25 protein-coding genes, 1 pseudogene and 2 riboswitches are annotated in these 26,328 nt (G+C 35.6%); of the genes and pseudogenes, 15 read left to right on the top strand and 11 right to left on the bottom strand.

Annotation, left to right across the window (positions count from 1 at the left end):
• The first annotated feature begins 35 nt into the window (after window positions 1-35).
• The 5 genes from ACUN28_RS00610 to ACUN28_RS00590 all read left to right on the top strand — a co-directional run bounded on the left by ACUN28_RS00610 (window position 36) and on the right by ACUN28_RS00590 (window position 6,066).
• Entirely contained in the window at window positions 36-800 is a 765-nt protein-coding gene (locus ACUN28_RS00610) for a hypothetical protein (RefSeq protein WP_016089647.1), read from the top strand.
• A gap of 124 nt (window positions 801-924) precedes the next feature.
• Window positions 925-2,361 carry an FAD-binding oxidoreductase gene (locus ACUN28_RS00605; protein ID WP_016089646.1) on the top strand — a complete coding sequence of 479 codons (1,437 nt, stop codon included), beginning with the start codon at window positions 925-927 and terminating at the stop codon, window positions 2,359-2,361.
• On the top strand, window positions 2,358-2,891 hold the full coding sequence (locus tag ACUN28_RS00600) for an MFS transporter (protein WP_016089645.1): 534 nt from the start codon (window positions 2,358-2,360) through the stop codon (window positions 2,889-2,891). The genes ACUN28_RS00605 and ACUN28_RS00600 overlap by 4 nt, the downstream gene beginning before the upstream one ends.
• 78 nt (window positions 2,892-2,969) lie before the next feature.
• Window positions 2,970-4,688, top strand: coding sequence for a DUF3981 domain-containing protein (locus ACUN28_RS00595; RefSeq protein WP_016089644.1), 1,719 nt, complete (start codon window positions 2,970-2,972; stop codon window positions 4,686-4,688).
• A gap of 118 nt (window positions 4,689-4,806) precedes the next feature.
• A complete protein-coding gene (locus tag ACUN28_RS00590; protein WP_116329624.1) occupies window positions 4,807-6,066 on the top strand; it encodes a multidrug effflux MFS transporter in 1,260 nt (419 codons plus the stop codon).
• A gap of 181 nt (window positions 6,067-6,247) precedes the next feature.
• Here ACUN28_RS00590 and tnpB read toward each other — a convergent pair whose 3' ends face one another.
• A complete protein-coding gene (gene tnpB, locus ACUN28_RS00585) occupies window positions 6,248-7,366 on the bottom strand; it encodes an IS200/IS605 family element RNA-guided endonuclease TnpB (protein ID WP_016133450.1) in 1,119 nt (372 codons plus the stop codon).
• A gap of 369 nt (window positions 7,367-7,735) precedes the next feature.
• Here tnpB and ACUN28_RS00580 point away from each other — a divergent pair, with 369 nt between their 5' ends.
• The gene (locus ACUN28_RS00580) at window positions 7,736-8,239 is read left to right on the top strand and encodes a lipoprotein (protein ID WP_016089642.1); all 504 of its coding nucleotides are present in this window, start codon (window positions 7,736-7,738) and stop codon (window positions 8,237-8,239) included.
• 16 nt (window positions 8,240-8,255) lie between these two features.
• Here the strand turns inward: ACUN28_RS00580 and ACUN28_RS00575 are convergent.
• Window positions 8,256-8,472: pseudogene (locus ACUN28_RS00575) on the bottom strand (DUF3951 domain-containing protein).
• Window positions 8,473-8,645: 173 nt separating this feature from the next.
• Window positions 8,646-8,751, top strand: a riboswitch (SAM riboswitch).
• A gap of 137 nt (window positions 8,752-8,888) precedes the next feature.
• On the opposite strand from ACUN28_RS00575, the gene ACUN28_RS00570 reads away from it, so the two are divergent.
• From ACUN28_RS00570 to ACUN28_RS00550, 5 genes are read left to right on the top strand one after another with little or no spacing between them, the layout of a single operon-like run.
• Complete coding sequence (locus ACUN28_RS00570) at window positions 8,889-9,806, top strand: ABC transporter permease (protein WP_016089641.1); 918 nt, start codon at window positions 8,889-8,891, stop codon at window positions 9,804-9,806.
• Window positions 9,807-9,823: 17 nt separating this feature from the next.
• A complete protein-coding gene (locus ACUN28_RS00565) occupies window positions 9,824-10,828 on the top strand; it encodes an ABC transporter permease (RefSeq protein WP_016089640.1) in 1,005 nt (334 codons plus the stop codon).
• Window positions 10,785-11,795, top strand: a complete 1,011-nt coding sequence (locus ACUN28_RS00560; protein WP_016089639.1) for an ABC transporter ATP-binding protein — start codon at window positions 10,785-10,787, stop codon at window positions 11,793-11,795. The genes ACUN28_RS00565 and ACUN28_RS00560 overlap by 44 nt, the downstream gene beginning before the upstream one ends.
• Complete coding sequence (locus tag ACUN28_RS00555) at window positions 11,792-12,565, top strand: ABC transporter ATP-binding protein (protein WP_016089638.1); 774 nt, start codon at window positions 11,792-11,794, stop codon at window positions 12,563-12,565. Before ACUN28_RS00560 ends, ACUN28_RS00555 begins: the two co-directional genes overlap by 4 nt.
• 13 nt (window positions 12,566-12,578) lie before the next feature.
• Window positions 12,579-14,189, top strand: a complete 1,611-nt coding sequence (locus ACUN28_RS00550; RefSeq protein WP_016089637.1) for a peptide ABC transporter substrate-binding protein — start codon at window positions 12,579-12,581, stop codon at window positions 14,187-14,189.
• Window positions 14,190-14,205: 16 nt separating this feature from the next.
• Here ACUN28_RS00550 and ACUN28_RS00545 read toward each other — a convergent pair whose 3' ends face one another.
• Window positions 14,206-14,673, bottom strand: a complete 468-nt coding sequence (locus ACUN28_RS00545) for a YusW family protein (RefSeq protein ID WP_016089636.1) — start codon at window positions 14,671-14,673, stop codon at window positions 14,206-14,208.
• 172 nt (window positions 14,674-14,845) lie between these two features.
• Here ACUN28_RS00545 and ACUN28_RS00540 point away from each other — a divergent pair, with 172 nt between their 5' ends.
• From ACUN28_RS00540 to ACUN28_RS00530, 3 genes are read left to right on the top strand one after another with little or no spacing between them, the layout of a single operon-like run.
• Window positions 14,846-15,745: a helix-turn-helix transcriptional regulator gene (locus tag ACUN28_RS00540; RefSeq protein WP_016089635.1), complete on the top strand. Its 900-nt coding sequence runs from the start codon at window positions 14,846-14,848 to the stop codon at window positions 15,743-15,745.
• Between the two features lie 11 nt (window positions 15,746-15,756).
• Complete coding sequence (locus ACUN28_RS00535) at window positions 15,757-15,948, top strand: hypothetical protein (RefSeq protein WP_016089634.1); 192 nt, start codon at window positions 15,757-15,759, stop codon at window positions 15,946-15,948.
• On the top strand, window positions 15,945-16,295 hold the full coding sequence (locus ACUN28_RS00530; protein ID WP_016089633.1) for a hypothetical protein: 351 nt from the start codon (window positions 15,945-15,947) through the stop codon (window positions 16,293-16,295). The genes ACUN28_RS00535 and ACUN28_RS00530 overlap by 4 nt, the downstream gene beginning before the upstream one ends.
• A gap of 40 nt (window positions 16,296-16,335) precedes the next feature.
• Here ACUN28_RS00530 and ACUN28_RS00525 read toward each other — a convergent pair whose 3' ends face one another.
• From ACUN28_RS00525 to modA, 7 genes are all read right to left on the bottom strand, one after another.
• Complete coding sequence (locus tag ACUN28_RS00525) at window positions 16,336-17,976, bottom strand: peptide ABC transporter substrate-binding protein (RefSeq protein WP_016089632.1); 1,641 nt, start codon at window positions 17,974-17,976, stop codon at window positions 16,336-16,338.
• A 387-nt stretch (window positions 17,977-18,363) separates the two neighbouring features.
• Window positions 18,364-20,004, bottom strand: coding sequence for a peptide ABC transporter substrate-binding protein (locus tag ACUN28_RS00520; RefSeq protein WP_016089631.1), 1,641 nt, complete (start codon window positions 20,002-20,004; stop codon window positions 18,364-18,366).
• Window positions 20,005-20,136: 132 nt separating this feature from the next.
• Window positions 20,137-20,241: riboswitch (SAM riboswitch) on the bottom strand.
• A gap of 152 nt (window positions 20,242-20,393) precedes the next feature.
• Complete coding sequence (locus ACUN28_RS00515; RefSeq protein WP_016089630.1) at window positions 20,394-21,227, bottom strand: aldo/keto reductase; 834 nt, start codon at window positions 21,225-21,227, stop codon at window positions 20,394-20,396.
• A gap of 1 nt (window position 21,228) precedes the next feature.
• Window positions 21,229-22,032, bottom strand: a complete 804-nt coding sequence (gene proC, locus ACUN28_RS00510; RefSeq protein ID WP_016089629.1) for a pyrroline-5-carboxylate reductase — start codon at window positions 22,030-22,032, stop codon at window positions 21,229-21,231.
• A 212-nt stretch (window positions 22,033-22,244) separates the two neighbouring features.
• Window positions 22,245-23,096 carry a GRP family sugar transporter gene (locus ACUN28_RS00505; protein WP_016089628.1) on the bottom strand — a complete coding sequence of 284 codons (852 nt, stop codon included), beginning with the start codon at window positions 23,094-23,096 and terminating at the stop codon, window positions 22,245-22,247.
• A gap of 301 nt (window positions 23,097-23,397) precedes the next feature.
• Window positions 23,398-24,072, bottom strand: a complete 675-nt coding sequence (gene modB / locus ACUN28_RS00500; RefSeq protein ID WP_016089627.1) for a molybdate ABC transporter permease subunit — start codon at window positions 24,070-24,072, stop codon at window positions 23,398-23,400.
• A 5-nt stretch (window positions 24,073-24,077) separates the two neighbouring features.
• Window positions 24,078-24,884 carry a molybdate ABC transporter substrate-binding protein gene (modA, locus tag ACUN28_RS00495; protein WP_016089626.1) on the bottom strand — a complete coding sequence of 269 codons (807 nt, stop codon included), beginning with the start codon at window positions 24,882-24,884 and terminating at the stop codon, window positions 24,078-24,080.
• Between the two features lie 134 nt (window positions 24,885-25,018).
• Here modA and ACUN28_RS00490 point away from each other — a divergent pair, with 134 nt between their 5' ends.
• Window positions 25,019-25,966 (top strand): helix-turn-helix transcriptional regulator, encoded by a 948-nt coding sequence (locus tag ACUN28_RS00490; protein ID WP_080118132.1) that lies wholly within the window; start codon window positions 25,019-25,021, stop codon window positions 25,964-25,966.
• Between the two features lie 217 nt (window positions 25,967-26,183).
• Here the strand turns inward: ACUN28_RS00490 and ACUN28_RS00485 are convergent, their stop codons facing one another.
• Window positions 26,184-26,285 carry a DUF3948 family protein gene (locus tag ACUN28_RS00485; RefSeq protein WP_016089624.1) on the bottom strand — a complete coding sequence of 34 codons (102 nt, stop codon included), beginning with the start codon at window positions 26,283-26,285 and terminating at the stop codon, window positions 26,184-26,186.
• Window positions 26,286-26,328 lie beyond the last annotated feature (43 nt).

The following is a 26,328-nucleotide window of genomic DNA, read 5'->3' as shown; positions in this document are numbered from 1 at the left end:
AAAAAAGTGGTATTATTTGGTAAAGGGGGATTTTTATGAAGAAAATTATAGTAGCTTCTAGTTTATTACTTACAATTGGTTTAGGGGTAGGGTGTAGTAGTGATAAAGTATCGAAGACGGGTGAACCCAAAACGGCATCAGTAAAGAAAGAGAAGGATTTAGCCGCAAAAGATGTTTTTAATAAGGCGTATGAGAACTTAAAAAATGAAGAGTATGTAACGGTGATGCAGGATATGGATATAAAGGCTGATGGACAAGAACTGAGTATAATGAAGGCTAAAATACAAATAGAGCTGAAAACAAAGAGTTCTCGTGCTGAAATGAATGTTTCGGGTACGGATATTATCATTTATGGTGTAAATGATAAAATTGTTGGTCAAGTGAAGAATCCTAATACAGGTGAAGTTATATCTATACCAGAAGAGAAATTAAATATTAGTGGGATGAATGCAGCCAAGAGTGTGAAAGAGAATGTAGAAATCCCACCAGAAATTGTACAAAAAATGAAGATGGAAAAAAGTGGAGACAAATATAAATTAAAGGTCAGGTTAAAAGGAAAAGATGCAGAGAGTATTTTAGGTAGTATAGGTGAAACGCAGAAGAAAGCATTAGAAGCACAAAATGCAAAGGTAGAAGAGATAGATGCAGAATATATGATCACAAAAGATTTTAAATATGAATCATTAAAATTGGATATAGTTGTGAGTAGAAATAGTAAGGAGAAAGCAAAAATTATGACGGATATAAAATATACATCATATGAAAAATTTGATCCCATACAGTTGCCAGTAACGAATTAATTGATTTGAAGAGAGATGCCTAAAAGAGCAAGGGTATCTCTCTTTTTTCGTTACTAACATATTTTCTTCTTAGAAAAATATGTACAATATGTAGTGAAAGAAATTCAAACAAGGAGAGTGTCATTTGAAAAAAAGAAAGATAGTAGTTGTCATTGTAGCGTATACCGTTTTGTTAGCGGCGTCTGTACATACGTATAAAAAACAACTCGATCATCCTATGATGAGTGATGTCGGTAAATTGCTCCCGACAAAGATTAAACGTGTTGAAAGTGCTACGGATGAGCACTCGTTAATAAAATTAGTGCAAGATGCAAAAGTTTCAGGAGAGAAAATTTCGATTGCGGGTATGCAGCATAGTCAAGGCGGTCAGACGTATTATCCGAACGGTACGATGCTTGATATGAAAGGGTATAATAAAATATTAGAATTCGATGCGGAGAAGAAGAGGATTAGGGTGCAAGGCGGTGTCACCTGGAATGACATTCAAAAGAAAATCAATCCATATGGTCTTGCGGTTCAAGTGATGCAATCTCAAAATATTTTTACTGTTGGTGGTTCATTAAGTGTAAATGTACATGGGCGTGATATTCGTCATGAAGCATTGATTGATACGGTCGAATCCTTTCGACTATTAATGGCAGATGGTACTGTACGCAATGTAAGCAGAAAAGAGAATACGGAGTTATTTCCATATGTCATTGGTGGTTACGGGTTATTTGGTGTTATTTTAGATGTGACGTTAAAGTTAACGGATGATGAATTATATGAAACGCACACAAGAATGCTAGATTATAAAGAATACGCATCTTATTTCAAAGAAAAAGTGAAAAAAGATGAAAATGTTCGTATGCACTTAGCGCGTATTTCTGTTGCTCCAAACTCATTTTTAAAAGAGATGTATGTGACAGATTATACAGTGGCACAAAATCAAAATATGAGGGAAGAGTACAGTGAATTAAAGGAAGAAAATATTATAGCTGCACCGAAATTTTTGCTTGGGTTATCGCGTTATAGCGAATGGGGAAAGAATACGTTTTGGGATATACAAAGAAATTATTTTGAACGTACAGATGGAAAGTATGAGACGCGAAATAATGTTATGAGGTCAGATAGTGCTTTTATGGAATATGAAAATCCGAATAGGACAGAAGTGTTACAAGAATACTTTGTGCCCTTAGATTCTTTCACAAAATACATAGATGATTTACGTAACACATTAACTAAAGAAGAGCTGAATTTGCTCAACATTACGATTCGTTACGTGGAAAAGAATGAAAATGCAGTTTTATCCTATGCGAAAGATGATATGTTTGCACTAGTTCTTTTAATTAATCAGGGACGCTCTGAGAGAGAGATAAAGAAAACAGAAGGTGTCATTCGGAAGATGATCGATGTTACTTTAAAGCATAATGGTAGTTATTATTTACCGTATTATTCTTACCCAACGAAAGAACAGCTAAAGAAAGCATATCCTCGTATAGAAGAATTTCTTCAGAAGAAGAAGGAAGTAGATCCAGAAGAGAGATTTGTGAATTTATTTTATAGGGAGTATACGAAATGACATATAGAAGATTTGTAGCCTCACAAAGTATCATTATGATGGCGGGAAGTATGGTATTTCCCTTTTATATATTATTGCTTCGGAACGTTGGAAATAGTTTCTCACAGTTTGGTTGGGCGTATGGCTTATTTGCTTTAACTTCAGCACTTGTATATCCGTTAGTAGGAAAGATGTCTGATCGAGTAGGCGATCAAAAATTATTAATTATATATGCTTGGTCCATGGCGATATTAATGCTTTGTTTTCCGATCGCCACGGAAGTCTGGCATGTATACATTCTTCAAATTCTAATGGGTATTTTAGGGGCTGTGCAGCGTAATACGGAGAAGACATCGTTAGCACGAAAAGTTGTGCAAGAAAATGCTGGTTATGAGATTGGAAAATATCATGTGTGGACATCGATTGGAGGAGCAGTAGCAATTATTGCAACGGGATATTTAGTAGATTTCTTTACGATTGGTACCATTTTTTATATTGCATCTATCTTATATGTAGTGAGCGGAGTTGTATTAAGTAGTAAAAAAATATAAACATTCCCATTTTTACCTGTATACCCTTTATTTGTTATACTAAAGGGGAAAACAAAAGAAAAGGGGACATTGCCTTTGATGAAATTTTTAATTTTAGCTATTCTCACTTTGTTTTTAATTCCATGGACAAGAAGCGGTAGTAAACTGCAAGCAGTGGATAAGAAAGAGGCTGGGAAGGTTGTAAGGGGTAAGAAATCATCTATTTTAGTTATTCCTATTTTATTTTGGATAGGTATTGCAATCTATGAATATCTTTGGCTAATTGATGATCGAGCAGATTCGATTCTTACTCATTATTCTGTTGCAGTAGCAATTTTAATTGGGCTTGTTTTATTTTCACAAGAGAAGATAGGGAAATTAGAAGGGACATTAAAAGGACTTCTAATGTTTGTTTTACTCGCAAGTTACGGTTATTTTGGTTATTTACACGATATAGTAATCACGCAAACGAAGTATGATTCTGTTGTTAAAGTAGAGAAAGATATTTCAGAGCCATTTACTGAAAATGATCAGCCGTTTACAGTGCCGCCAAAGACAGCGGAGAATAAGATGAAAAAAGTATTTGGGGATATTCCGAAAGTAGCTTATTTTGAGCTGGGAGAATTAACACCACAAATGGTAAATGGTGAGGCTTTATATGTAGCACCGATTGAAGTTTCAGGATTTTTTAAAGCACGTAAGGCTGAGACAATTCCAGGGTATGTAACGATGTCAGGTACGAATCCTGATGCGGAAGCGAAGCTGCACCTCGGTTATAAAATGAAATATGTGCCGAGCATGTTTTTTGGTAATAAATTAGAACGTGTCGTTCGAAAAGCAGAACCGGATTTAATTTTTAAAGGGAAGCCTAAATTCGAAGTTGATGATCAAGGGAAACCGTATTATACAATGACGTATGGTGAATTTATTTCAGGAAGATCTGGATTTGAGGTAGAGGGTGTTGTAGTAGTAGATGCACAAACAGGTGAAGTGAAAAGATACGATAAAGGAAAAGCGCCTAAATTTGTTGATGGTGTGTTAAATCACGAGACCGCATCTACATTAAATACGTATTTTGGTAAATATATTCATGGATTTTGGAATACAAAATTCTCGCAAACGGATATGAAGATTCCGACTGAGTGGGGAACGAAAGAAGGAGTTACACCAATCTTCGGTAAGGATGGAACGCTATATTACTTTACTGATTTCACCTCTCCGAAAGAAGGAGTAGATTCTGCGTTAGGTTACTCGCTTATCGATGCGCGTACAGGTAAGTTGTATTACTATAACGGAAAAGAAGTAAAGGGAATTATGGATGGTTCAGCTGCTTCGGAAGTAGTGGATAATTCCTTTAAGAGAGAGAAATGGCACGGAACGATGCCGGTTATTTATAACGTGTATGGTAAACCTTCTTGGATTGTACCTGTTATTGATGACGGAGGATTAGTACGTGCTCACACGGTTATCTATGCTTCTAATGCGAAAATATTTGCAACAGGTTCGACACAAAAAGAAGCGCTTGAGAATTATAAAAATGCGTTGAGTGGAAGTGGAGATTCATTTAGACCGACTTCAAGTGGTAAAGAAGCACAAAAAGAAGGTACTGTACAACGTGTATATAAAGAAAAATCAAGTGAAAATACGATTGTGTACGTACTATTAGAAAATGAGCAAAAAGTATTTATGGTACCAGCGAAGAAATTCCCATATGCAATGTTTACAGAAGTAGGGGATCCAATCCAAATCACATATTTAGACACAGGAGAAACAATGGCATCTGTATCTAAATTTACAAATAGTAATTTGAAAAAGTAAAGCGATAGAAATTCTATCGCTTTTTTTTACAGTATAAAACAGGAAAATGCACTATACTTGACGTATGTTTATGTTGTAACTATAATTGTTACGATTTAGTATGTATCGGAAAGGGTGAATTGAAAAAGTGAATGAAGTTAATCACGAAATATATAAACCTGTAAAGATGAACAGGTTATGGATGATTCTTGTACTAGGGACACTTACGGCGATCGGGCCATTATCTATTGATATGTATTTGCCTTCGTTACCGAAATTAACAGATGATTTACAAACGGGTGCATCCCTTGCGCAGCTTACATTGACAGCTTGTTTGCTTGGGCTATCAGTAGGACAGTTGTTTGTCGGTTCAATTAGTGATATTTACGGAAGACGCAAACCTCTTATTATTGCTCTTATTATTTATGTTGCTTCTTCTTTACTTTGCGCTATTGCGCCATCTATTTGGAGTTTAGTATTATTACGCTTCTTACAAGGAGCTTCAGGATCAGCAGGGATTGTTATATCACGTGCAATGGTACGTGATATGTATTCAGGTTCTGAAATGACGAAGTTTTTCTCGCTGCTCATGTTAGTAAACGGAGCAGCGCCTATTTTGGCACCGATTATTGGGGGACAATTACTACAGTTCACAACATGGCGCGGTGTCTTCATCGTTCTTGGAGCAATTAGTGTATTTATGTTAATATCAGCTACTTTCGTATTACGTGAAACATTACCTCCTGAAGAAAGAGAAACAGGTGGTTTGTCAGGGACATTGGCGACGTACGGAAAACTGTTAAAGGATCGTCTGTTTATGGGATATGCATTGTCACAAGGGTTAGTAACGGCGGCAATGTTTGCGTACATTTCGGGATCACCATTTGTGTTGCAGAACATATACGGAGCATCACCACAGCAATTTAGCTTATTCTTTGCGATTAATGGTATCGGTATTATTATTGCTAGTCAGGTTACGGGCCGTTTAGCGGGGAAAGTGAATGAGAAGACATTATTTGTTTCCGGTATTATTATTGCAGCTGTTGGTGGTTTATCTTTACTATTAACAATCGTACTAGGAATAGGTTTAATTGGTGTTTTATGTTCCTTATTCCTTGTCGTGTCAAGCGTGGGGGTTGTATCAACAACTGGGTTCTCATTAGCGATGAGAAATCAGAAACAAGCTGCAGGAACAGCATCAGCTTTATTAGGCTTATTACAGTTTATTTCAGGAGCACTTGTTGCACCGCTAGTAGGTATTGGTGGAAGCAACACCGCATTACCGATGGGAGTTGTTATAGCGCTTTGTGAAATTGGTGCTGTATTATGTTATCTATTTATGGCCAGAAGAAGTGAGAAGCAGTTTGAACTGCAACAAAGACAAAATTTAGAGGCTTAATAAAAAAGAGCTGATTCAAATATTTTTTGAATCAGCTCTTTTTTCATTTTTTGAAATAACGCATACAGTTTCGTAAGGTGATGCAAAAGTTATTTGCTTGAACTACTCACCACTTAACGTCCTTACGGACTGTTTGAAGTGGGAGATTCCTAAGTACAGAAGCCTAGTGGCTTCTAATTCATTAGGCTATCCCCGTAGTTCCTACGGTTAGAAGCCTTAAAGCTTCATTTTTAAGATTGATACTTGCGTTAATATCTCTGTCGTGATGACTATTGCACTCAGGACAATCCCATTCACGAAGATTTAGATTCTTAACGTCTTTATTTTGATACCCACAACAAGAACATAATTGGCTTGAAGCAAATGTTTTGGATACCGGAATGACTTGTTTTCCATACCATTTTGCCTTGTATTCTAGCAACGTTCTAAATTGTGACCAAGATACTTCACTAATCGCTTTTGCTAACTTATGATTTTTTAACATATTCGATACTTGTAAATCTTCTATACCGATAACATCGTGGTTTTTGATGATTTCAGTTGAGATTTTGTCCAAGTAATCTTTTCTAGCATTAGCTATGTATTCATGAATTCTAGCTACCCTTACTCGTTGTTTATTCCAGCGAGAAGATCCTTTCATTCTTCTAGAAAGAACACGCTGTGCTTTTGCCAACTTCTCTTCCAATGAGCGAAAAAATTTAGGGTTTTTATAGGTTGTTCCATCTGACAAAATGGCGAAATCTTTTAACCCTACATCCATTCCAATATAAGAATGTGTTTTCGGAAGTTCTTGCACTTCTGTTTCAACTAACAAGGACACAAAGTATTTACCAGAAGGGTTCCGTCTAACCGTAGCATTTAAAATACGTCCCTTTACTTCACGACTTTTGGCAAATCGAACAAGACCTAGTTTCGGCAATTTCATTTTGTTTCCCACAACAACAATGTTTTCATTTGTTTGTTTTGTGGTATAAGATTGTACGTTGTTCTTTTTAGATTTGAAACGCGGGGCACTGTTTTGTTTTTTAAAAAAGCGTGTGTAAGCATCCGCAAGGTTGCGAACAGACGATTGAATAGCAATACTATCCACTTCTTTTAGCCAAACAAACTCTTTCTTCATGGCAGGAAGTTTGGCAGAGCATGTACCATATGTCAAACCCTTTCCTGTTTCTTTGTATGCATTATCCCATAGAGATAGGAAGTGATTGAATACAAAACGAGAACAACCAATCGTTTTATTAATCAGGATCGCTTGTGCTTTATTTGGATAGATACGAAATTTATACGCTTTATTAATCATCCTTCGTTTCACCTCCATTTCGATATATGTCTATTATATACCAAACATACATTCGATTGATAGTGAAGTGATTATTACAAATTTCCTGGTAATACTTTACATATGTCGAACGATTAAGATGACTTCCTGTCATCTCTTGTTCGAAGCCAATTCATCTCCCACCTACTCGCTGGGCTACGTCCTTCACGATCCTTGAGGAAGGAGTCTTCTTGGCTAAATTGATAAAGTGACGATACTGTGACAAAAATGTTGGTGTGTATATTAAGATATCGTCTTAAGTGTAAAAAGTAGGGTGTTCTCGGTATAATAACAAGTGGAGATAAAATAAACTATAATGAGTAATAGCTGTAGATAAAAGGAGAAGAAGAGATGAAGAAGGTTTTGGGTATTGCTGTAATGGGAAGTATGCTCCTTCTAGCAGGGTGTAATGGAAATAAAGATACGAAAGAACCGAAAGAAAAGGTAGAGCAATCTACTGAACAAAAAGAAGAGATAAAAGAATACCTTGCAGTACATGAAAAATACGATATAAAAATAAATAAAGAAATTAATAAAGCACTGCAGTTATTTGAAGTGGCAAAAGAAAAGGGCGGTAAGGAAATAACGAATGCTACATATAAAGAAGACGTGCAAAAGGTAACGACGAGCATGTTAGAAGATATTGATCATATACGTAAAGAAATTCGTGTTCCAAAGTCGAAAGAGAAAGAACATGAGGTATATGTTGGTTTCTTGAATGAATCAGAACAAGCGATGAAAAAATTACAGAAGTTAGCTAAAGAAGAAGATTCATCGTTGATTCGTGATATAGAAATTAATTTTGCAACAGCATCGACATACTATAAACGTTTTCAAGCAGAAACGAAAAAATAACCTTGCGCATGCAAGGTTATTTTTTCTTCTTACCATCTCCGTCTTCATCCTCGGATACTAATACCTTCTGTTCTTCGTGAAATTCAGAAATTGTTTGTCCGGTAATATTATCGAATGGAGTTATAAAAAGAAGTGATACGTTTCTTTTGAATAAAGAGTTTATAGAAGCCGATGATGACAAGTATAACGATGGTTAATGGTAATCCTATAGTAGCAAGAAGTAAGGAATCCATTTTATAACTCCTTTAATACAATTTCTTTTTATTATAAGCGAAAGATTGTAATTTCAATAACTAGCATCGCAGAAAACTGATTTTTCTAAATATATCTAATTTGATTGACTTTTCATTTTTTCAGAATTATAATTCGAAATATACAATTTGAACCAAATAATAATATAGCAATTTACTTATCCAGAGAGGTAGAGGGACTGGCCCTATGACACCTCAGCAGCGGGTTCTATAACAGGAACACCGTGCTAATTCCAGCAAGCAAGTCTTGAAAGATAAGTGATGGGCCTTTGTTTATTAAGCCTTGATCTTATTTTTTTAAGATCAAGGCTTTTTGTATTCTAAAAAGAGAAAAGGGAGTAATGGGGAAAATACGTTAATAAAACTAAGTAAATTTATGTGTTTAGGGGGTTATTGAAGTGTATGTAATTAAAAAATTATCGGTTATGGTATTCACACTATGGGTTATTACGACAGTGACATTTCTAATTATGCATATTATTCCAGGCGATCCATTTTCATCGGATGCGAAAATCTTTCCTGAAGAAGTGATACAAAATATGAGAGCAAAGTATCATCTTGATGAACCGTTATGGAATCAATATGTTGCGTATCTAGACGGCGTAGTTCATTTTGATTTTGGTGAATCCGTTCAATCGACGGGGCAAGGCGTATCAGAAATTATAACGACAGGATTTGGTCCATCAGCGATTATTGGTTTACAAGCACTTGTTATTTCATTATTAGTCGGAATTGCAGCAGGTACATTTGCTGCTCTCTATCACGGGAGAGTAATTGATTATGGTGTGAGTTTACTTGCGATTCTCGGCATATCTATTCCAAGTTTTATTTTAGCACCACTATTTATACAAGTATTCGCTATTCAATTTGAGCTCTTACCAGTAGCGTCTTGGGGCACATTCGAGCATACGGTGTTGCCATCCTTTGCATTAGCGTTAGGGCCAATCGCGGTTATTACAAGGTTTGTTCGTTCTAATATGATCGAAGTTTTGCAGAGTGATTATATTAAGCTAGCAAGAGCGAAAGGTATACCAATTAAGAAGATTATTATAAGACACGCTCTTCGGAATGCAATTGTTCCAGTACTTACATTTGTTGGACCGTTAATGGCTGGGCTTTTAACAGGGACTTTCGTTATTGAAAAAATATTTTCCATTCCTGGTTTAGGAAAATATTTCGTAGATAGTATTTTTAATCGAGATTATCCGGTAATTATGGGAACAACCATTTTCTATAGTGCGCTATTGATTGTATGTATTTTTATTACAGATATCATTCATCGTATTGTTGATCCGCGCATTCGTTCTATTACGTAAGGAGGGGGGATATTTAAATGGGAGCTTATGAAATTAATAAACAGTTATTAACGAATGAAGAGAAAAAAGAATTAACGATAAATAAAGAGCAGCAAACGATTAGCCGAAAAAAGGAAGTACTTCGTAAGTTTGTATCGAATCCAATCGCAGTTTTAGGGTCAGTGACGTTATTACTAATTATTGTATTCTCTCTTATTGGTGAAAGTTTAACGCCATTTACTGCGAGTGAGCAAGTAAAAGAGGCAACAAACTTACCGCCTAGTAGTGAACATTGGTTCGGAACAGATGATTTAGGTAGAGACATATGGGCACGTACATGGGCTGGCGGGAAAATTTCGCTAACAGTTGGATTGGTAGCAGCAGCTCTTGATATAGGGCTAGGTGTACTGATCGGTGGATTTAGTGGATATGTGAGAGGGCGCAATCGCCTTGGAACGTTAATTGATGAGTGGATTATAAGAGGGATTGAAGTATTATATGGTATCCCATATTTATTAATTGTTATTTTACTATTAATCGTTATGAAACCAGGTCTTTTTACCATCATTATCGCCCTTGCATTAACAGGGTGGATTGGAATGGCTCGTCTCATTCGAGCTCAAGTCTTGTCTTTAAAACAAAGAGAGTTTGTTATTGCAGCAGAGCGATTAGGTACATCGCATATGAAAATTATATATGGACATTTAATTCCAAACTTAACAGGCATTATTATCGTGAATTTGTCATTTACAATTCCAGCAGCTATTTTCTCAGAATCATTTTTAAGCTTTATTGGCCTTGGAGTGCAATCGCCAGCAGCGAGTTGGGGAACGATGACGAACGATGCACTTGGGACATTACTAAGCGGAGAGTGGTGGCAGCTATTCTTCCCGGCAATCATGATTGCACTCATCATGTTCGCATTTAATGCTATTGGTGATGGTTTGCAAGATGCAATTGATCCGAAAATCGTAAAACGGAATCGAAAGGAGAAAAAACATGGGACAGCTCTTATCTTTAGAAAACGTAACGTTAGCCGTTGAAAAAGAGAATAGTAAGCAAGCGATTGTGAAACATGTTTCCTTTTCTATTAACAAAGGTGAAATAGTGGCATTGGTAGGGGAGAGTGGTTCAGGAAAAAGCGTTACAGCGCAATCTATTATCGGCTTAAATCAAGAATCCATTCGTATCGATGGTGGAAATGTATCTTTCCAATCAAAGGAATTAACGAATTTACAAGAATCAGAATGGAATCAAATTCGCGGGAAAGATATTTCCTTTATCTTTCAAGATCCGCTTTCATCTTTAAATCCGACGATGAAGGTGGGAAGGCAAATTACAGAAGTGATTTTGCAACACGAAAAGAAATCGAAAAAAGAGGCAAAAAAAATTGCAATTAACCTATTAAATGATTTAGGAATACATGAAGCAGAGAAACGTTTTGAACAGTACCCACATCAATTAAGTGGCGGTATGAGGCAACGTATTTGTTTAGCAATTGCGTTTGCTTGTCATCCAAAGCTTGTTATTGCAGACGAGCCAACAACAGCGTTAGATGTAACGATTCAAAAACAAATTATGGGATTATTAAAAGAGCGGAAAGAAAAACAAAATACGAGCATTTTATTAATCACACACGACTTGGCGCTTGTACGTGAAGTAGCTGACCGGGTGGTAGTTATGTACGGTGGACGTGTTGTTGAAAAAGGGACGATACAGGAAGTAATAGGTTCTCCTAAACATCCATATACGAAAAGCTTATTACAAGCAATTCCGAATATGGATGATTCAGAAAAAGTATTACGTGCAATAGAAGGAACGACACCTTCCATTGAAACATTAAATAGCTTTGGTTGTCCCTTTGTTAATCGTTGCCCAGTAGCAATAAAAGAATGCATTCATCGCTTCCCAGAGAGAACAACATATTCTGAGGAGCATAGTTCTCATTGTTGGCAGCATGTTCTAGAGCATAACCAAGCGAAATCAAAAGAGAAGGTGAATGCTTCATGACGACAGATTTAATTACGGTAAAGCAAGTAAAGAAAACGTATGGAAGTAAAAACAAAGAAATCACAGCTTTAAAAGATATATCTCTTTCTATCCCGAAAGGAACAACGCTTGGCATTATTGGAGAAAGCGGTTCTGGAAAAACAACACTCGGTAAGCTTATAGCTGGGATCGAGAAACCAACGTCTGGTGAAATTGATTATAACGGTCAAGTTGTTCACAAGTTGAAGGCAGCTCATAAGCGTGATTTCTTACAGAAAGTGCAGTTCATTTTTCAAGATTCCACAGCGGCATTAAATCCGCGCTGGAAAGTACGCGATAGCGTAACAGAAGGCTATATTTCATTTGGTTTAGGCGATAAAGGATTGAAAGATAAAGTCGCGGGTGATGCGCTAGAGCGTGTTGGGTTAGATAGACGATATATTGATCGTTACCCGCATGAATTTAGCGGAGGGCAACGTCAACGTATTGCTATTGCAAGAGCTTTATTATGTGAGCCAGAAGTATTGATTCTGGATGAACCAATTTCAGCATTAGATGTTTCACTTCAAATCCAAATTGTGCACTTGCTGCAAAAGATTCAAAAGGAACAAGGCTATACATATTTATTTATCGCGCATGATTTACCGATGGTTCACTATTTATGTGAAAAAGTGGCTGTCTTATATAAAGGAGAACTTGTTGAATTTGGAGATACGGATGAAGTATTCCGTAATCCACAACATTCTTATACAAAAACATTATTAGCATCAACACCAAAAATTTCAGGGTAAAGGGGAATGTAAGATGAAGAAGTTTTTACTGTTTGTCATTATGACCGTTTTAGCAATTACTTCTGTCGCTTGCGGTAAGAAAGAGACGCAAAAGGCAAGTGCTGGTAAGGGAGGAGGAGATCGATTAGTAACGAATATTGGTAGCGATCCATATACACTTGATTCCGCTATTGCAACAGATAGCACGTCAGGTTATGTAATTGGACATTTATTCTCAAGTTTATATACGCAAGATAGTGATGGGAAATATCAAAATGAATTAGCAGAGAAAGAAGAAGTAAATACTGATGGAACTGAATATACAATTCATTTAAAGAAAGATATTAAATGGTCAGATGGTTCTGCTATTACAGCAAATGACTTTGAATTTGCATGGAAGCGATTATTAAATCCAAAAACAGGTTCTATGAATGCGACAGAAATGTATTTTATTAAAGGTGCAGAGGCATATAATACTGGAAAAGGTGAAGAAGGCCAAGTGGGTATTCAAGTTGTTGATCCTCAAACATTAAAGGTAACACTAGAGCACCCAGTGTCTTCTATTAAACAAAAATTAGCAAGTTCATTATTTATTCCATTATCTAAAAAATCAATTGATGATAATAATAAATTAAAAACAGATCCAAAAGAGTTAATTACGAACGGACCATTCACGTTAAAAGAATGGAAGCATAACCAAGCAATTACAGTACAAAAAAATAAAGAATACTATGATAAAAAGGTAACATTAAAAGAAATTGAGTTTCGTATTATTCCAGACTCTAAAACAGCGTACCAATTGTACAAATCAAAAGAATTAGATTTACTAAGTGGTTTACCACAAGAGATGATTGAGAAAGAAAAAGGAAATAAAGAATATAAGCGTGTTGCAGGATTTTCATCTTATATTTATTCGTTTAACGTAGAAAAAGAGCCATTCACAAATGCGAAAGTACGTAAAGCATTCTCATTAGCAGTTGATCGCAAGTTTATCGTGGAAAAACTGTATAAAAACAATGCACAAGAAGCAAATGCATTCGTTCCAGAAGGAGCAAAAACACAAAGTGGCCGTGATTTCCGTAAAGAAAAAGGTGGTTACGTTAAATTTGATCCAGCAGAAGCGAAAAAATTACTAGAAGAAGGTATGAAAGAACAAGGCTGGTCTACATTACCTGAAGTAACATTAAAATTCACTACAGATACACAACATAAAAAAGTAGCAGAAGCAATGCAAGAAATGTTTAAGAAAAATCTAGGCGTAGATATTAAATTAGAAAATAAAGAGTGGAAGAGTTACATCGACACATATAAGCAAAGTGATTTCCAATTAGCTTATATGGGATGGGGCGGCTCTCTATTAGATCCAATTACTAAACTAGATCTATATGCAGGTGATGGTCCGAATAACTATGCAAAATGGCATAATAAAGAATTTGATGCTTTAGTAAAAGAAGCAGAAGTTGAACAAGATGAAGATAAGCGCTTTGACTTACTGCATAAAGCAGAAGATATTATGTTTACAGATTCACCATTAATTCCGGTTATATTCCCTTCTGATTCCTATTTACAAAAAGAATCAGTATCTGGACTTCAATATTATGTTGGATCTAAGCCAGATTTAAGATATGCAAAAATAAAGAAGTAGGCAACCGCCTACTTCTTTATTTTATTTCTCTTTTATATTCTTTTTTCGTTCCATCAGAGAAGACAACTTCTAAATCGAATTTTTGGTAGTCTTTATCAAGTTTGAACACGTTCACTACTTGATCGATTACTTCTTGGTCAGGAGTATCTTTATCAAATTTTAATTCTTTTAGAAGTGGGCTTAATTTTGTAATAGCCTCGTCTCCTGTTAATTTTACATCTGCTTTATGATCTTCAATTTTTGCTTCCATTTTTTTATCAGCTGCTACGTTTTTATAGTCTGCTTCGTAGTCTTTCTTTGTATCTTGGTAGTCTGCCTTTAAATCGAATTCATTGAAGTTTAGTTTTAAATCAGCAGGAGCTTCATTCTTCGCCTCTTCTGTAGTCTTTTTATTAGAAGTTGTGTCTTCTTTTGCAGGGGCTTTACATCCTGTTAATGCAGGTACTAGCATAAGAGCTAATAAAACTGATAGTAAAATTCTCATTATAAATTCCTCCTTATGTAAATTCGTTCTATACAAGTTTTTCCCAAAATCATGTAATTATGTATGTGCTAAAAATAAATTATTATTCTGTAGCCACAAGGGCTAATCCGCAATTTAAATCAAAAATAATTTGTATGTATATGGTAAATTGAAGTTGTGAGGGGGTACTAAAATGCATGAAGAATATAAAGAGATGATGAAAAAAGCAATTGAATATATAGAGGAGCATTTACATGAGGAGCTTACAACAGAAAAAGTGGCATCTCACATTGCAGTATCGATGTACCATTTTCATCGTATTTTTCAAAGTTATATTGGGATGAGTGTCACGGATTATATTCGAAAGAGAAGGTTAACTCATGCTGCGCAGGTTTTAGTGTCAACTGAGAGAGCAGTTATTGATATTGCAGTGCAATACGGTTTTTCCTCACAAGAGGCATTTACGAGAGCTTTTAAAAGAATGTTCCAATTGCCACCAAAGAAATATCGAAAGTATTTCCAATCATTTTATATAGAAAGAGAGGGTGTTTCAATGCAAAAAGGTATACCGAAAGGATGGATCTTAAGTGGAAGTCATCCTGCTGAATATGAGATGGGTTTAGATTATGAAGTTGTCCATCAAGGGAAAGTATCTGCATACATAAAAGCAAAAGAGAATGTTACGCACGGAGGATTTTCAACATTAATGCAAATGTTCCGAGCGGATAAATATGTAGGAAAGAGATTACGTTTTACAGCATTTGTTAAGAGTGAAAACGTAAGAGATTGGGCAGGATTGTGGATGCGAGTAGACGGAAAAGATACAGAACCGCTCGCTATGGATAACATGCAAAATCGTCCAATTAAAAATACGAATAACTGGCAATCGTACTCGGTTGTATTAGATATAAAGGAAGAAGCACTTGGTATTGCATTTGGTGTTTTATTATCAGGAGAAGGTTGTGTGTGGCTAGATAGTATTCGATTTGATGAAGTGGATGGAAAAATTCCTTCAACAGATTTGGCTGAAAACTTTTATGAAACACTCCTAGAAGAGCCGGTAAATCTGCAATTTGAAGAGATAGAAAAGTAAGGAGAAAAGGTATGTTCAAATATGTAAAACTAATAAGCATTAGTTTAGTAGTATCTTCTTGTATTATGGGGATTAACTATTTGATTAGCTATCTTTGGTCAGGGCATATACCTTCTTTGACGTGGAAAATATATTTGATGTTTTTATTTATATTTATGATGAGTTTTAGTTCAATGCAAAAAGAAGGGGAAGAGGATTATTGACAATAGTCTTCTTCGCTTTTCTTTCATTAACACAAATGTTCATAACTGTTTTCGGAAATGCAGGTATGATCTTTAATATAATTTCACTATCGTTACAACTTGTAAGTTCGGGTGTAATCGTACCACATGAGATGCTTTCTAAAACATATCAAACAATCGACGAATTATTTCCCGCAACATATGCAGCAAATGGCTATTATACAATAATATTCGGAGGAGTTAGTTTAGAGAGAAATATTATTTCATTATTAGTTATTGTATTGGTTACACAATCAGTAGCAGTGATGACTTTAGCGATAAAAGGAATGGTAAAGGGAAGAAGAAGCTCTGTAGTTAAAGAAGCATAAAATAAAAAGGTATCCTTCTTGGGATACCTTTTTTACTTTATTATTTTGCAACTTCTGTCCACTTGTAGTTAAACTCACCGCCGAAGTCAGTTGTTACAAGTCCTTTAATAAATCCGCGTTGTAAGTAAGAACGACCTTGTTGGTATAAAGGAGCGACAGCACCGTCTTGTAATAGGATTTTTTCAGCTTGCTTCATTGCTTCCCAGCGTGCTTTTTCATCACCGGCTAAATCTGTTTTTACTTTATGAATTAGCTCATCATACTCTTTATTAGAGTATTTATCGAAGTTGTAAGCACTATCTGTTGTAAATAAATCTAAGAATGTAATTGGATCAGCGAAGTCAGGGCCCCAGCCATCGATTCCGATTTCATAATCACCACTTAATAGTAGTTTTAACTGTTGTTTACGTGGTTGTGGTTTTAAATTCACTGTTAAGCCATCTAAGTTCTTTTCTAGTTCACCTTTTAAATATTCACCAGTCTTTTTAGCTAAAGCATTATCACTAGTTAATAGTTCGATTGTTACTTTGTCAGTACCAAGTTCTTGCTTCGCTTTTTTCCAGTTTTCTTTCGCTGTTTTCACATCATCTTTGACTAGATTTCCATTTTCTTTACGGAAGTCATTGCCTTCTGGACTCTTTGCGAATTTCGCAGGAACCATTCCTTCAGCTGGAACAGCGCCGTTATTTAAAATTGTTTCTACGTATGCCTTTTTATTCATTGCGCCGTTAATAGCAAGGCGTGCATGTTGATTTTTTAATGTTTCATTTTTTTGATTGAGTCGTAAAAATTGAATGCCAACTTCAGCTCGTTCTTTGAAGTTTGGATCGCTCTTATATTTATCAACAAACTCCGCAGTCAAAGCAACACGATCAATTTGTCCTGAATCATATAAGTTAACTTCTGTAGATTTATCCTTAACGACATTGAAGTTGATTTCTTCTAATTTTACCGTTTTAGCATCCCAATAGTTAGGATTCTTTTTCAATTGGAAGCTTTGTTCATGTTTCCAGTTATCTAATGTGAAAGCACCGTTGTAAATTAAATGATTTGTTTCTAAACCGTATTTATCACCTTGAGATTTTAAGTACTCTTCATTAATTGGTAAGAATGTTGAGAATGTCGTTAAGTTTAAGAAGTAGGGAACAGGACGATCTAGTTGTACTTCTAAAGTTTTGTCATCAAGAGCTTTAATACCTAATTGATCAACCGGTAATTGTTTTTGGTTTATTTGTTTCGCATTCTTTATATCGAAGAATAAGAATGCATATTCAGCTGCGGTATCAGGATTTACGGCACGTTGCCAAGCGAAGACGAAATCTTTTGCTGTAACAGGAGTACCGTTTGACCATTTTGAATCACGCAGGTGGAATGTATATTTTGTTTTATCGGGACTAACGTCAACCGACTCAGCAACACCCGGAATCGGTTTATTATCTTCTCCCATTGCATATAAACCTTCAAAAACATTTCGCATTACGTTCATGGATTCACCATCCGTTGCTTTTGCAACATCCATTGTTGGAATTTCTGAAGCGAATGATAAGTTAATGGCCTGTTTATCAGGTGCTTTATCATTTGCTTTCGCTCCGCTTGCATTATCTTTATTTCCCCCGCAAGCAGTTAGTAATAGACTTGCCCCTAAAACAGATGCAACAACAGGTACAACTTTTTTCTTCATTGTTCGTTCCTCCCTAAATGTGTTGTTTGTAACGTCATAATGTCCATGTCTTGAAGTGTAACTATAGAAGAAGAGAAAACCTATTATAAAAATGTGCATGTAGGTCATCAGGTGTTCTATATGTATATACATGTTGAACTATAATCTATCGTTATATGTTTCAACGTAGAAGACATTATATTTTGATGGTTAAATATTTAGTTTCTTTGATTATTTAGAATATTAACACTGGAAAGAACTATATGTCAATAATAAAAAATGGAGTATTATTTTTTAAAAATAATATATTGAAAAAGCGGATTTTCTCCTAATGAGAAATCCGCTTTTGATACATTTTTCCAATAAAACAATTGGTATGGGTAGAAAAACTTCAATTCAGGTTGCCTTTTATTTTTCAATTTGTGCCCATTTGAAGTTTAATTGACCTGCAAAGTCTACTTGCACAATTCCTTTCACATAAGAACGTTCTAAATAAGATTCACCTTTTTGGTAAAGAGGAGCGATAACAGAGTCTTTAAATAATATTTTCTCGGATGCCAGTAATGCTTCCCAGCGAGCTTTTTCATCACCAGCTAAAGTTGTTTTCACTTTTGCTATTGTTTCATCGAACTCCTTATTAGAGTAATGATCTAAGTTGTAAGGGTTATTCGTTGTAAATAGTTCAAGGAATGTAATTGGATCCGCAAAATCAGGGCTCCAGCCGTCAATTCCGATTTCGTAGTCACCTTTTAATAAAAGTGAAACTTGTTGTTTACGCGGTTGTGGTTTTACATTTACTGTTAATCCGTCTAAATTCTTTTCTAGTTGCCCTTTTAAGAACTCGCCAGTTTTCTTCTCAAGGTCACCATCACTTGTTAATAATTCTAATGTGATCTTTTCAGAACCAAGCTCTTGTTTTGCCTTCTTCCACAATTCTTGTGCAGATTTTGTATTGATTTTTGTTAAATCCCCGTTTGCAGTACGGAAGTCTGTTCCGTCAGGCCCCTTTGTAAAGTTTTTCGGCACGAGACTAAAGGTTGGTGTAGAGCCATCATTTAATAACGTATTTACAAAGGATTTTCGATCAATTGTTTGATCGATTGCTTGGCGTGCAGAAACATTTTGAAGTACTTTGTTTTGTTGATTCATACGTAAAAACTGGACCCCTACGTTCGGGCGTTCTTTAAAGTTGGCATCTTTTTTATATTTATCAACGAAGTCAGATGTTAGTTTTATACGGTCTAATTGTTTAGATTCGAATAAATTTACTTCTGTAGATTTTTCTTTTACGACGTTAAAATTGATTTCTTCTAGTTTGACAGTATCTTTATCCCAATAGCTAGGGTTTTTCTTGAATTTAAAGCTTTGTTCATGCTTCCAATCGCTTAGTGTAAAAGCTCCATTGTACAAGATTGCATTATCTTCTAAAGCGTACTTATCACCTTGTGCTTTAAAGAATTCCTCGTTAATTGGTAGAAATGTTGGGAACGCTGTTAAGCTAATAAAATACGGAACAGGACGCTCTAATTCTACCTCAAACGTATGGTCATCAATTGCTTTTACACCAAGTTGGTCGGCTGGAAGTTCTTTGTTGTTAATTTTTGTTGCGTTTTTAATATCAAAGAATAAAAATGCATATTCAGAGGCTGTTGCTGGATCGACAGCTCTTTGCCAAGCGAAGACGAAATCTTTCGCGGTAACAGGCGTACCGTTTGACCATTTTGAATCTCGTAAATGGAATGTGTATTTCGTTTTATCGCCACTTACTTCATGAGATTTTGCAACACCAGGGACAGGTTTGTTACCTTCACCAAGATTATACAAGCCTTCAAATACGTTTCTCATCACTTGACCAGAATCAGTATCTGTAGCACGAGCTGTATCCATTGTTCGTATTTCAGTAGGTGAAGATAAGTTTAAAACCTGTTTACTAGGTGCCTCGCCTTTTGCATTTGCTCCGCTTGCTTCGTTTTTATAACTACCGCAACCAGTTAATAAAATACTTACTCCTACAACTGATGCGATACCGGGTACAAACTTCTTTTTCATTTGATTTTCCTCCTAAATAATTAAGTTTGGATGATGATGAGGGAAATGAAAAATAAAAAATCCCTCTTTTCGTATTGAGAAAGAGGGATTTTTACGTACAAGTTATGCACCCGTATATAAACGAAGTCCCTCATTCTATCTTTCAAGCACAAAGCTTGCAGGAAGTGGCACAGTATTCAAAATGAACCTGCTGCCGAGGTTTCAAAGGGCCAGTCCCTCCACCTCTCTTGATACAATGAGTAAACGAATAAATTTTATTAATTTTTGTGTTTCTTTGATAATTCAAAATCTTACACCTTGGATAATGAAGTGTCAACCGGATGGAATATAGTTTAAATTTTCAGTTTTATTTAACGTAAAAACCACTGCATATGGCAGTGGTTTTTCTACTAGAAGTTAAAGTTATCTGGATCTGGACCAACGCGACGATCTTCATTTAGAGCTTGAATTGCTTTCATGTCATCAGCACTTAATTCAAAATCGAATATATTTGCATTTTCAATAATGCGATGTTCTTTAATAGATTTAGGGATTGTTACAACTTCGTTTTGTAGATCCCAGCGTAAAATAATTTGTGCAGTTGATTTATTATATTTTGTAGCAATGTCTTGTAATGTTGGGTTATCCAGTAGCTGTCCTTGCATTAATGGCGACCAAGCTTCAAGCTGAATGTTATGTTCTTTACAGAAAGCATGTAATTCTTCTTGTGCTAAACGTGGGTGGTATTCCACTTGGTTGACCATTGGCTTAATTTCAGCAATTTCAAATACGTCTTGTAAGTGGTGAATGTGGAAATTACTCACACCGATAGCGCGAACACGGCCATCTTTATAAAGCTTTTCTAATGCTTTCCATGATTCAGTATATTTCCCTTTTACAGGCCAATGTACTAAATATAAATCTAAATATTCTAGACCTAATTTTTCTAATGTAGTTTCAAATGCTTGGAGTGTTGTTTCATATCCTTGATCGCTATTCCATACTTTTGATGTAATAAATAATTCTTCACGTGAAACACCTGATTCACGAATCGCTTGTCCAACGCCTTCTTCATTTTGATAGATTGCTGCAGTGTCGATGCTGCGGTAGCCATTTTTAATTGCTGCTTTTACAGAATCAATTACTTCTGAACCATCTTCTACTTTAAAAACACCTAAACCGAACCAAGGCATTTTTACACCGTTATGTAATGTTGTATAGTCTTTTAAACTTGTTAAACTCATATTATTTCCCCCTAGCTTTTTTGTTTGTTGCTTCTACTGCTTTTTGAATTGCCTCTGAAAAATTATACTCATATAAAGTTTTGAGACCTTCAGCTGTGGAACCACCTGGCGTTGTTACTTGTTCGCGGAGGTTAGCCGGATTTTGCGTTTGTTCAAGCATAGAAGCAGAGCCAGAAATCATTTGAATGACAAGGTGTTTTGCGGTTGCTTCATCGACTCCATAACTTTTTGTTGCTTCAATCAAGCTTTCAGCAAAGTAATAAAGGAAAGCTGGTGCACTTCCAGTAACTGCAGTAAGCTGATGAACTTCCTCTTCAGTGCAAAGTTGCGAAGTACCAATGCCTCTTAAAAGCAGTTGCAGGGTTTCTTGATGCATCTCGGTTACTGATTGTCCCATTGTATATAAGGAGATTGACTTCCCAATTTCAGCAGCTGTATTTGGCATAATCCAAGCAACAGGCGTGTCCTTAGGTAGTCTAGCTTCTAAATAAGATGGGCCAATGCCAGCAGCTACCGTTACGACAAGTTGATTTGATAGTAACGGAGATAACTCTGCTAATAATTCTTCATGTGCAGAAGGCGGCATTGCTAAAACAATCGTATTAACAGATGTAACATGCTGCTTCCAATCTGTTGTAATAGACACATTATAGCACCCTTTTAATTGTTCTAGCTTTTCTACGTTGCTACGGTTAGAAACGATAATTTCTTCGATGTATTCTTTGCTTGTTTTAAGTAATCCGGAAAATATAGCTTCTGCCATACGACCAGCACCAATAAATAAAATTCGATGTTTAGTTAGCATATCCTTTATTCCTTTCTAGTGGAGATATGTTATAAAAAACGATACCATTTTTAAGAGAATTTTGTAAAAAGAAAAGACTTATCGTGAAAAGGATGAAAATGGAGGGAGGAGGGTTAATGCAAATAAGGTTATAAATATTATTATATTTAAAAAATAGTTGTAATAAAAAATCCCTGAAGCATAATTGCTTCAGGGATTAATAGACTATAAGTTTATGCTTTTGTCATACCAAGTAATACAGCGCCGCCGATAATTAAAACACTACCTAGTGCAATAAAGATCAATTGACGTTTTGTTTTCTTTTCACCTAAGAAGACAATCGCACCGAATGTTGAGATAACGATTCCAGTTTGAGATAATGGGAAGCTTGTTGCCACTCCAACACGTGGTAATGAAAGAAGTAAGAATAAGTTTCCTGTTCCCCATAGTAAACCAGATAAAGCATTACGGATTGCATATTTGTTAAATGGCTTATGTTTAGATGTCAGTACAACCGCACCAACAAACATACCAACTGCTTGTGGTAAAATAGCAGACCAACCATCGATATTATACCAACGAATGATAATTACATATACAAGGTAGCCGAAAGTAGAAACAATTAAAGTAAGAAGTCCTTTTTTCAATTGTCCTGGTGGCTGAGCATTTTCTTTGTCATCTAGTGATGTGAATACAACACCAACTACGATTAATAGGATTGCAATCGTTCCCATAATGATTGTAGTAGTAGTAGTCCACTCACGGAAAGCGATAACCCCAAAGATAGAAGTTGCAACAAGTTGCATACCAGTAGAAATCGTTACAGTAGTAGAAACACCTAACTTTTCAACTGTTTTTAATTGGTTTACTTGTCCTAAAGCCCAGAATAAACCTGAAATAAAACCAACAATCAAGATTGTCATTGTTAAAGCCGGTTGAGTAAATACATACATAATTGTTGCGAAGAATAGAGCACCGATTGTCATACCTACCGTTTGGCTATATGCACCACCGCCCATTTTTACGCTTACTAATAAGATGTTTCCCCATGCAATTGCAGGAAGAAGCGCTAATAAAATGTCCATTACAAGACTCCCTTCGGTTTTCTATACCAATATAATTACATATCGTTCTAACGATCGGTAATGCCCCACTAATAGAGTAGAAGATTACCGATCGCTAAAACAGGATGAAGAACTTACGATATAAATGCGTTTTCATTTCTTCATTTTTTGAAACACCTCCATATAATAACAGGAAATTGCCTATTTTAGAAAGTGAATTCAAATAAAATGTATATTTAAATAAAAGGTAAAATTCAGTTATTTCCCGATGGTATATTTTATTTCCTAAGAAATAAAAAAAGCAGCTTCAAAAAAAGCTGCTTTAAGAGTTAGTGATTCTTTTATTAATAAGCTGAATACATAGCAAAAATAGGAGGGACATACTAATAGTGATAACTACTAGTGTCCAGGCGAGTTGCATATTACTTGCATCAATTGCCATGTAAATTGCAGTTGGGATCGTCTGTGTTTTACCAGGAATGTTCCCAGCAAACATGAGTGTAGCACCAAACTCACCGAGCGCACGAACAAAGCTCAAAATCATTCCGCTTAGTAAGGCAGGAAATGCAAGCGGAAGTGTGACGTGTAGAAAAACTTGATATTCACTTGCACCAAGGTCACGAGCACTTTCTTCAATTTGTACATTCGCGATAGAAAATCCTGTTTTTGCTGATTGGTACATAAGCGGAAATGCAACAACTGTAGAAGCAATGATAGCAGCAGTAGATGTGAACATAATAGACTGCTGAAATATTGATTCTATCCACGTTCCAATGGGACTGTTATTTCCAAAAATGATAATGAGAAAAAAGCCGATTACAGTTGGCGGAAGTACCATTGGTAATAAGAAAATAGTTTCTAATATTACTTTATATCTCCATGAGGAGCGTGCTAGTGCTCGTCCGATAATCGTTCCTAAAATTGTAACGATAATGGTGGCACATGCAGCTACTCGTAAAGATAGAAAGATTGGTGACAAAATAACATCAAAGCTCATGGCAATTATGATAGGACTGTAAATCCATATTTCTTAAAGATAGATTGTGCATCTTTTGACTGCAAATACTCATAAAATGAAGTCGCCTCTTTCTTATGCTTAGATTCCTTTATAATACCTAAAGGATAGTGGATTGGTTCATGAGAAGTCGCTGCTGCTGTTTCACCAATCTTTACTTTGTCTGAAATGAGAGCATCTGTTTTATATACAATACCAGCATCGACATTACCTGTTTCTACATATGTTAACACTTGGCGAACATCTTTTGTAAATACGATTTTATTTTGAATGTCATTCCATAGATTTTCATGGGTGAGAGAAGCCTTTGCGTATTTTCCCGCAGGTACAGATTCAGGTGTACCAAGTGCGATTTTCTTAATTTTTTCATCTTTTAAATCTTGAATTTTTGTAAGAGAACTATCTTTTGGGACGACTAGAACGAGCTCATTTCCAAGAAGATTTTTCCCTTCTTTTTCATTAATGAATCCTTTTTTAACAAGAGTTTGGAATTTATCTTCAGCTGCTGAGAAGAATAAATCAGCAGGTGCACCTTGTTCAATTTGTTGTTGAAGTGCACCAGAAGCGCCGAAGTTAAAAGAAAGTTTAATAGTAGGTTCTTTTTCTTTATATTTTGTTTCAATTTCTTTTAATGCATCTTGTAAGCTTGCAGCTGCTGATATAGTAAGTTCGACTGTTTTTCCTTCTTTGGCAGTTGATTTCTCTTTCTTCTCTCCGCTTGTACATGCAACACTAAATATAAGAAGAAAAGAAAGTATAAGTGCCCCGATGGATCGTAATGTAAACTTATTCATAAAAAAATCCCCTTTCGTTTTGACATATTCAATTATAACTAAATATAACTAAATATAACTAGTTATAATTGAATATAATTTGAACGATGTAGTTGTTTTTAAAATATAGGAGAAATATTCTTTTCTTTGTTACAATGAAGAAAGAAAGTGAGGAATCGTCTATGGATCATCATTCCTACACAACGGAAGAAGTAGCAAAGCGATTAAAAGTATCGAAATTAACTGTATACGACTTAATTAAAAAAGGAGAACTTCCTTCTTATAGAGTTGGTAGACAGATGCGCATTGATGCAGAAGATTTAGAACAATATATTAAGCAAATGAAAACGGGGAAAATACAAGGTACTCCTGTAAAGAGCGAAGATAGTAGAGGCTTGGGTACATGTATTATTAGCGGGCAAGAACTAACATTAGATATGCTGGCAAAACGTATAGAAAATCGCCTGCCAAGTTCAAATATATTACGGGCATATCAAGGTAGTTTAACGAGTTTAGTAAAGATGTATCAAGGAGAAGGAAGTATCGTTAGCTTGCATTTGTTTGATGGAGAAACGGATACATATAATGTTCCGTATGTAAAACGTATTTTAGTTGGACAACCATGTATTATGATTAATTTATTAGCAAGGAACGTTGGGTTTTATGTGCAAAAGGGGAATCCAAAAAATATAAAAACATGGGCTGATTTATCTCAATCGTCTATACGATTTGTAAATCGAGAAAAAGGTTCTGGCATTAGGGTGTTAGTCGATGAACAATTGCGAATTCAAAAGTTAAATAAAGAACGTATTAGTGGATATGAATGGGAAGAATCAAATCATCTTGGTGTTGCCACGCAAGTCGCGAATGGAAAAGCTGATGTGGGAGTAGGTTCAGAAAAATTTTCGCAAATTGTAAATGTAGATTTTATTCCAATCATGAAAGAACAGTATGATTTAGTGATTTTGAAGAATAAAGAAAATGAAGAGCTGATTGAAGTCGTGAAAGACATTCTACAATCGGAAGAATTTCATAATGAATTAAAAGCAATTGGCGGATACGATATGACGAAAACAGGTCAAATTATATATGAAATAAAGTGAAACTTTAATCAGTGGGGGTTTTCTTCATCCCCCACTGATTATTAGTTGAACCAATCGGACTTTTATGGGCAGTTGATCCCCCACCAAACTTCTTTGCTTTCGCTGAATTTTGAGGTGGGGGTCTTACTGCCCATTAAAGCGGGATAAACTAAAAAGCTGCTTGTCTATAAGACGAGCAGCTTTTTCTATATATAAAGGGGTTTGGGGAAACAAAGTGTTAAACAAGACCTTGAGCAAGTGTGTAAATGAAAGCTGTAAGAAGAGTCGCTCCACTTGCAAGTCCTAAAAAGTCTGATTTGTTGAAAGTAATGTTGTTCATTATAATCTCTCCTTATTTGTTTAATGTAGTTGCAATAGCTTTT

Source organism: Bacillus sp. WC2507, assembly GCF_052656125.1.
Note: the sequence above shows the minus strand (reverse complement) of the source record. Positions and strands in the feature narration are given on the sequence as shown.

What these genes read in the sequence shown, in the direction of transcription:
- ACUN28_RS00610 (WP_016089647.1), top strand. Translation starts at nt 36, where the DNA reads ATGAAGAAAATTATAGTAGCTTCTAGTTTATTACTTACAATTGGTTTA.
- ACUN28_RS00600 (WP_016089645.1), top strand. Translation starts at nt 2,358, where the DNA reads ATGACATATAGAAGATTTGTAGCCTCACAAAGTATCATTATGATGGCG.
- ACUN28_RS00595 (WP_016089644.1), top strand. Translation starts at nt 2,970, where the DNA reads ATGAAATTTTTAATTTTAGCTATTCTCACTTTGTTTTTAATTCCATGG.
- tnpB (WP_016133450.1), bottom strand. Translation starts at nt 7,366, where the DNA reads ATGATTAATAAAGCGTATAAATTTCGTATCTATCCAAATAAAGCACAA.
- ACUN28_RS00580 (WP_016089642.1), top strand. Translation starts at nt 7,736, where the DNA reads ATGAAGAAGGTTTTGGGTATTGCTGTAATGGGAAGTATGCTCCTTCTA.
- ACUN28_RS00565 (WP_016089640.1), top strand. Translation starts at nt 9,824, where the DNA reads ATGGGAGCTTATGAAATTAATAAACAGTTATTAACGAATGAAGAGAAA.
- ACUN28_RS00560 (WP_016089639.1), top strand. Translation starts at nt 10,785, where the DNA reads ATGGGACAGCTCTTATCTTTAGAAAACGTAACGTTAGCCGTTGAAAAA.
- ACUN28_RS00555 (WP_016089638.1), top strand. Translation starts at nt 11,792, where the DNA reads ATGACGACAGATTTAATTACGGTAAAGCAAGTAAAGAAAACGTATGGA.
- ACUN28_RS00550 (WP_016089637.1), top strand. Translation starts at nt 12,579, where the DNA reads ATGAAGAAGTTTTTACTGTTTGTCATTATGACCGTTTTAGCAATTACT.
- ACUN28_RS00545 (WP_016089636.1), bottom strand. Translation starts at nt 14,673, where the DNA reads ATGAGAATTTTACTATCAGTTTTATTAGCTCTTATGCTAGTACCTGCA.
- ACUN28_RS00540 (WP_016089635.1), top strand. Translation starts at nt 14,846, where the DNA reads ATGCATGAAGAATATAAAGAGATGATGAAAAAAGCAATTGAATATATA.
- ACUN28_RS00535 (WP_016089634.1), top strand. Translation starts at nt 15,757, where the DNA reads ATGTTCAAATATGTAAAACTAATAAGCATTAGTTTAGTAGTATCTTCT.
- ACUN28_RS00525 (WP_016089632.1), bottom strand. Translation starts at nt 17,976, where the DNA reads ATGAAGAAAAAAGTTGTACCTGTTGTTGCATCTGTTTTAGGGGCAAGT.
- ACUN28_RS00520 (WP_016089631.1), bottom strand. Translation starts at nt 20,004, where the DNA reads ATGAAAAAGAAGTTTGTACCCGGTATCGCATCAGTTGTAGGAGTAAGT.
- ACUN28_RS00515 (WP_016089630.1), bottom strand. Translation starts at nt 21,227, where the DNA reads ATGAGTTTAACAAGTTTAAAAGACTATACAACATTACATAACGGTGTA.
- proC (WP_016089629.1), bottom strand. Translation starts at nt 22,032, where the DNA reads ATGCTAACTAAACATCGAATTTTATTTATTGGTGCTGGTCGTATGGCA.
- ACUN28_RS00505 (WP_016089628.1), bottom strand. Translation starts at nt 23,096, where the DNA reads ATGGACATTTTATTAGCGCTTCTTCCTGCAATTGCATGGGGAAACATC.
- modB (WP_016089627.1), bottom strand. Translation starts at nt 24,072, where the DNA reads ATGAGCTTTGATGTTATTTTGTCACCAATCTTTCTATCTTTACGAGTA.
- modA (WP_016089626.1), bottom strand. Translation starts at nt 24,884, where the DNA reads ATGAATAAGTTTACATTACGATCCATCGGGGCACTTATACTTTCTTTT.
- ACUN28_RS00490 (WP_080118132.1), top strand. Translation starts at nt 25,019, where the DNA reads ATGAAGAAAGAAAGTGAGGAATCGTCTATGGATCATCATTCCTACACA.
- ACUN28_RS00485 (WP_016089624.1), bottom strand. Translation starts at nt 26,285, where the DNA reads ATGAACAACATTACTTTCAACAAATCAGACTTTTTAGGACTTGCAAGT.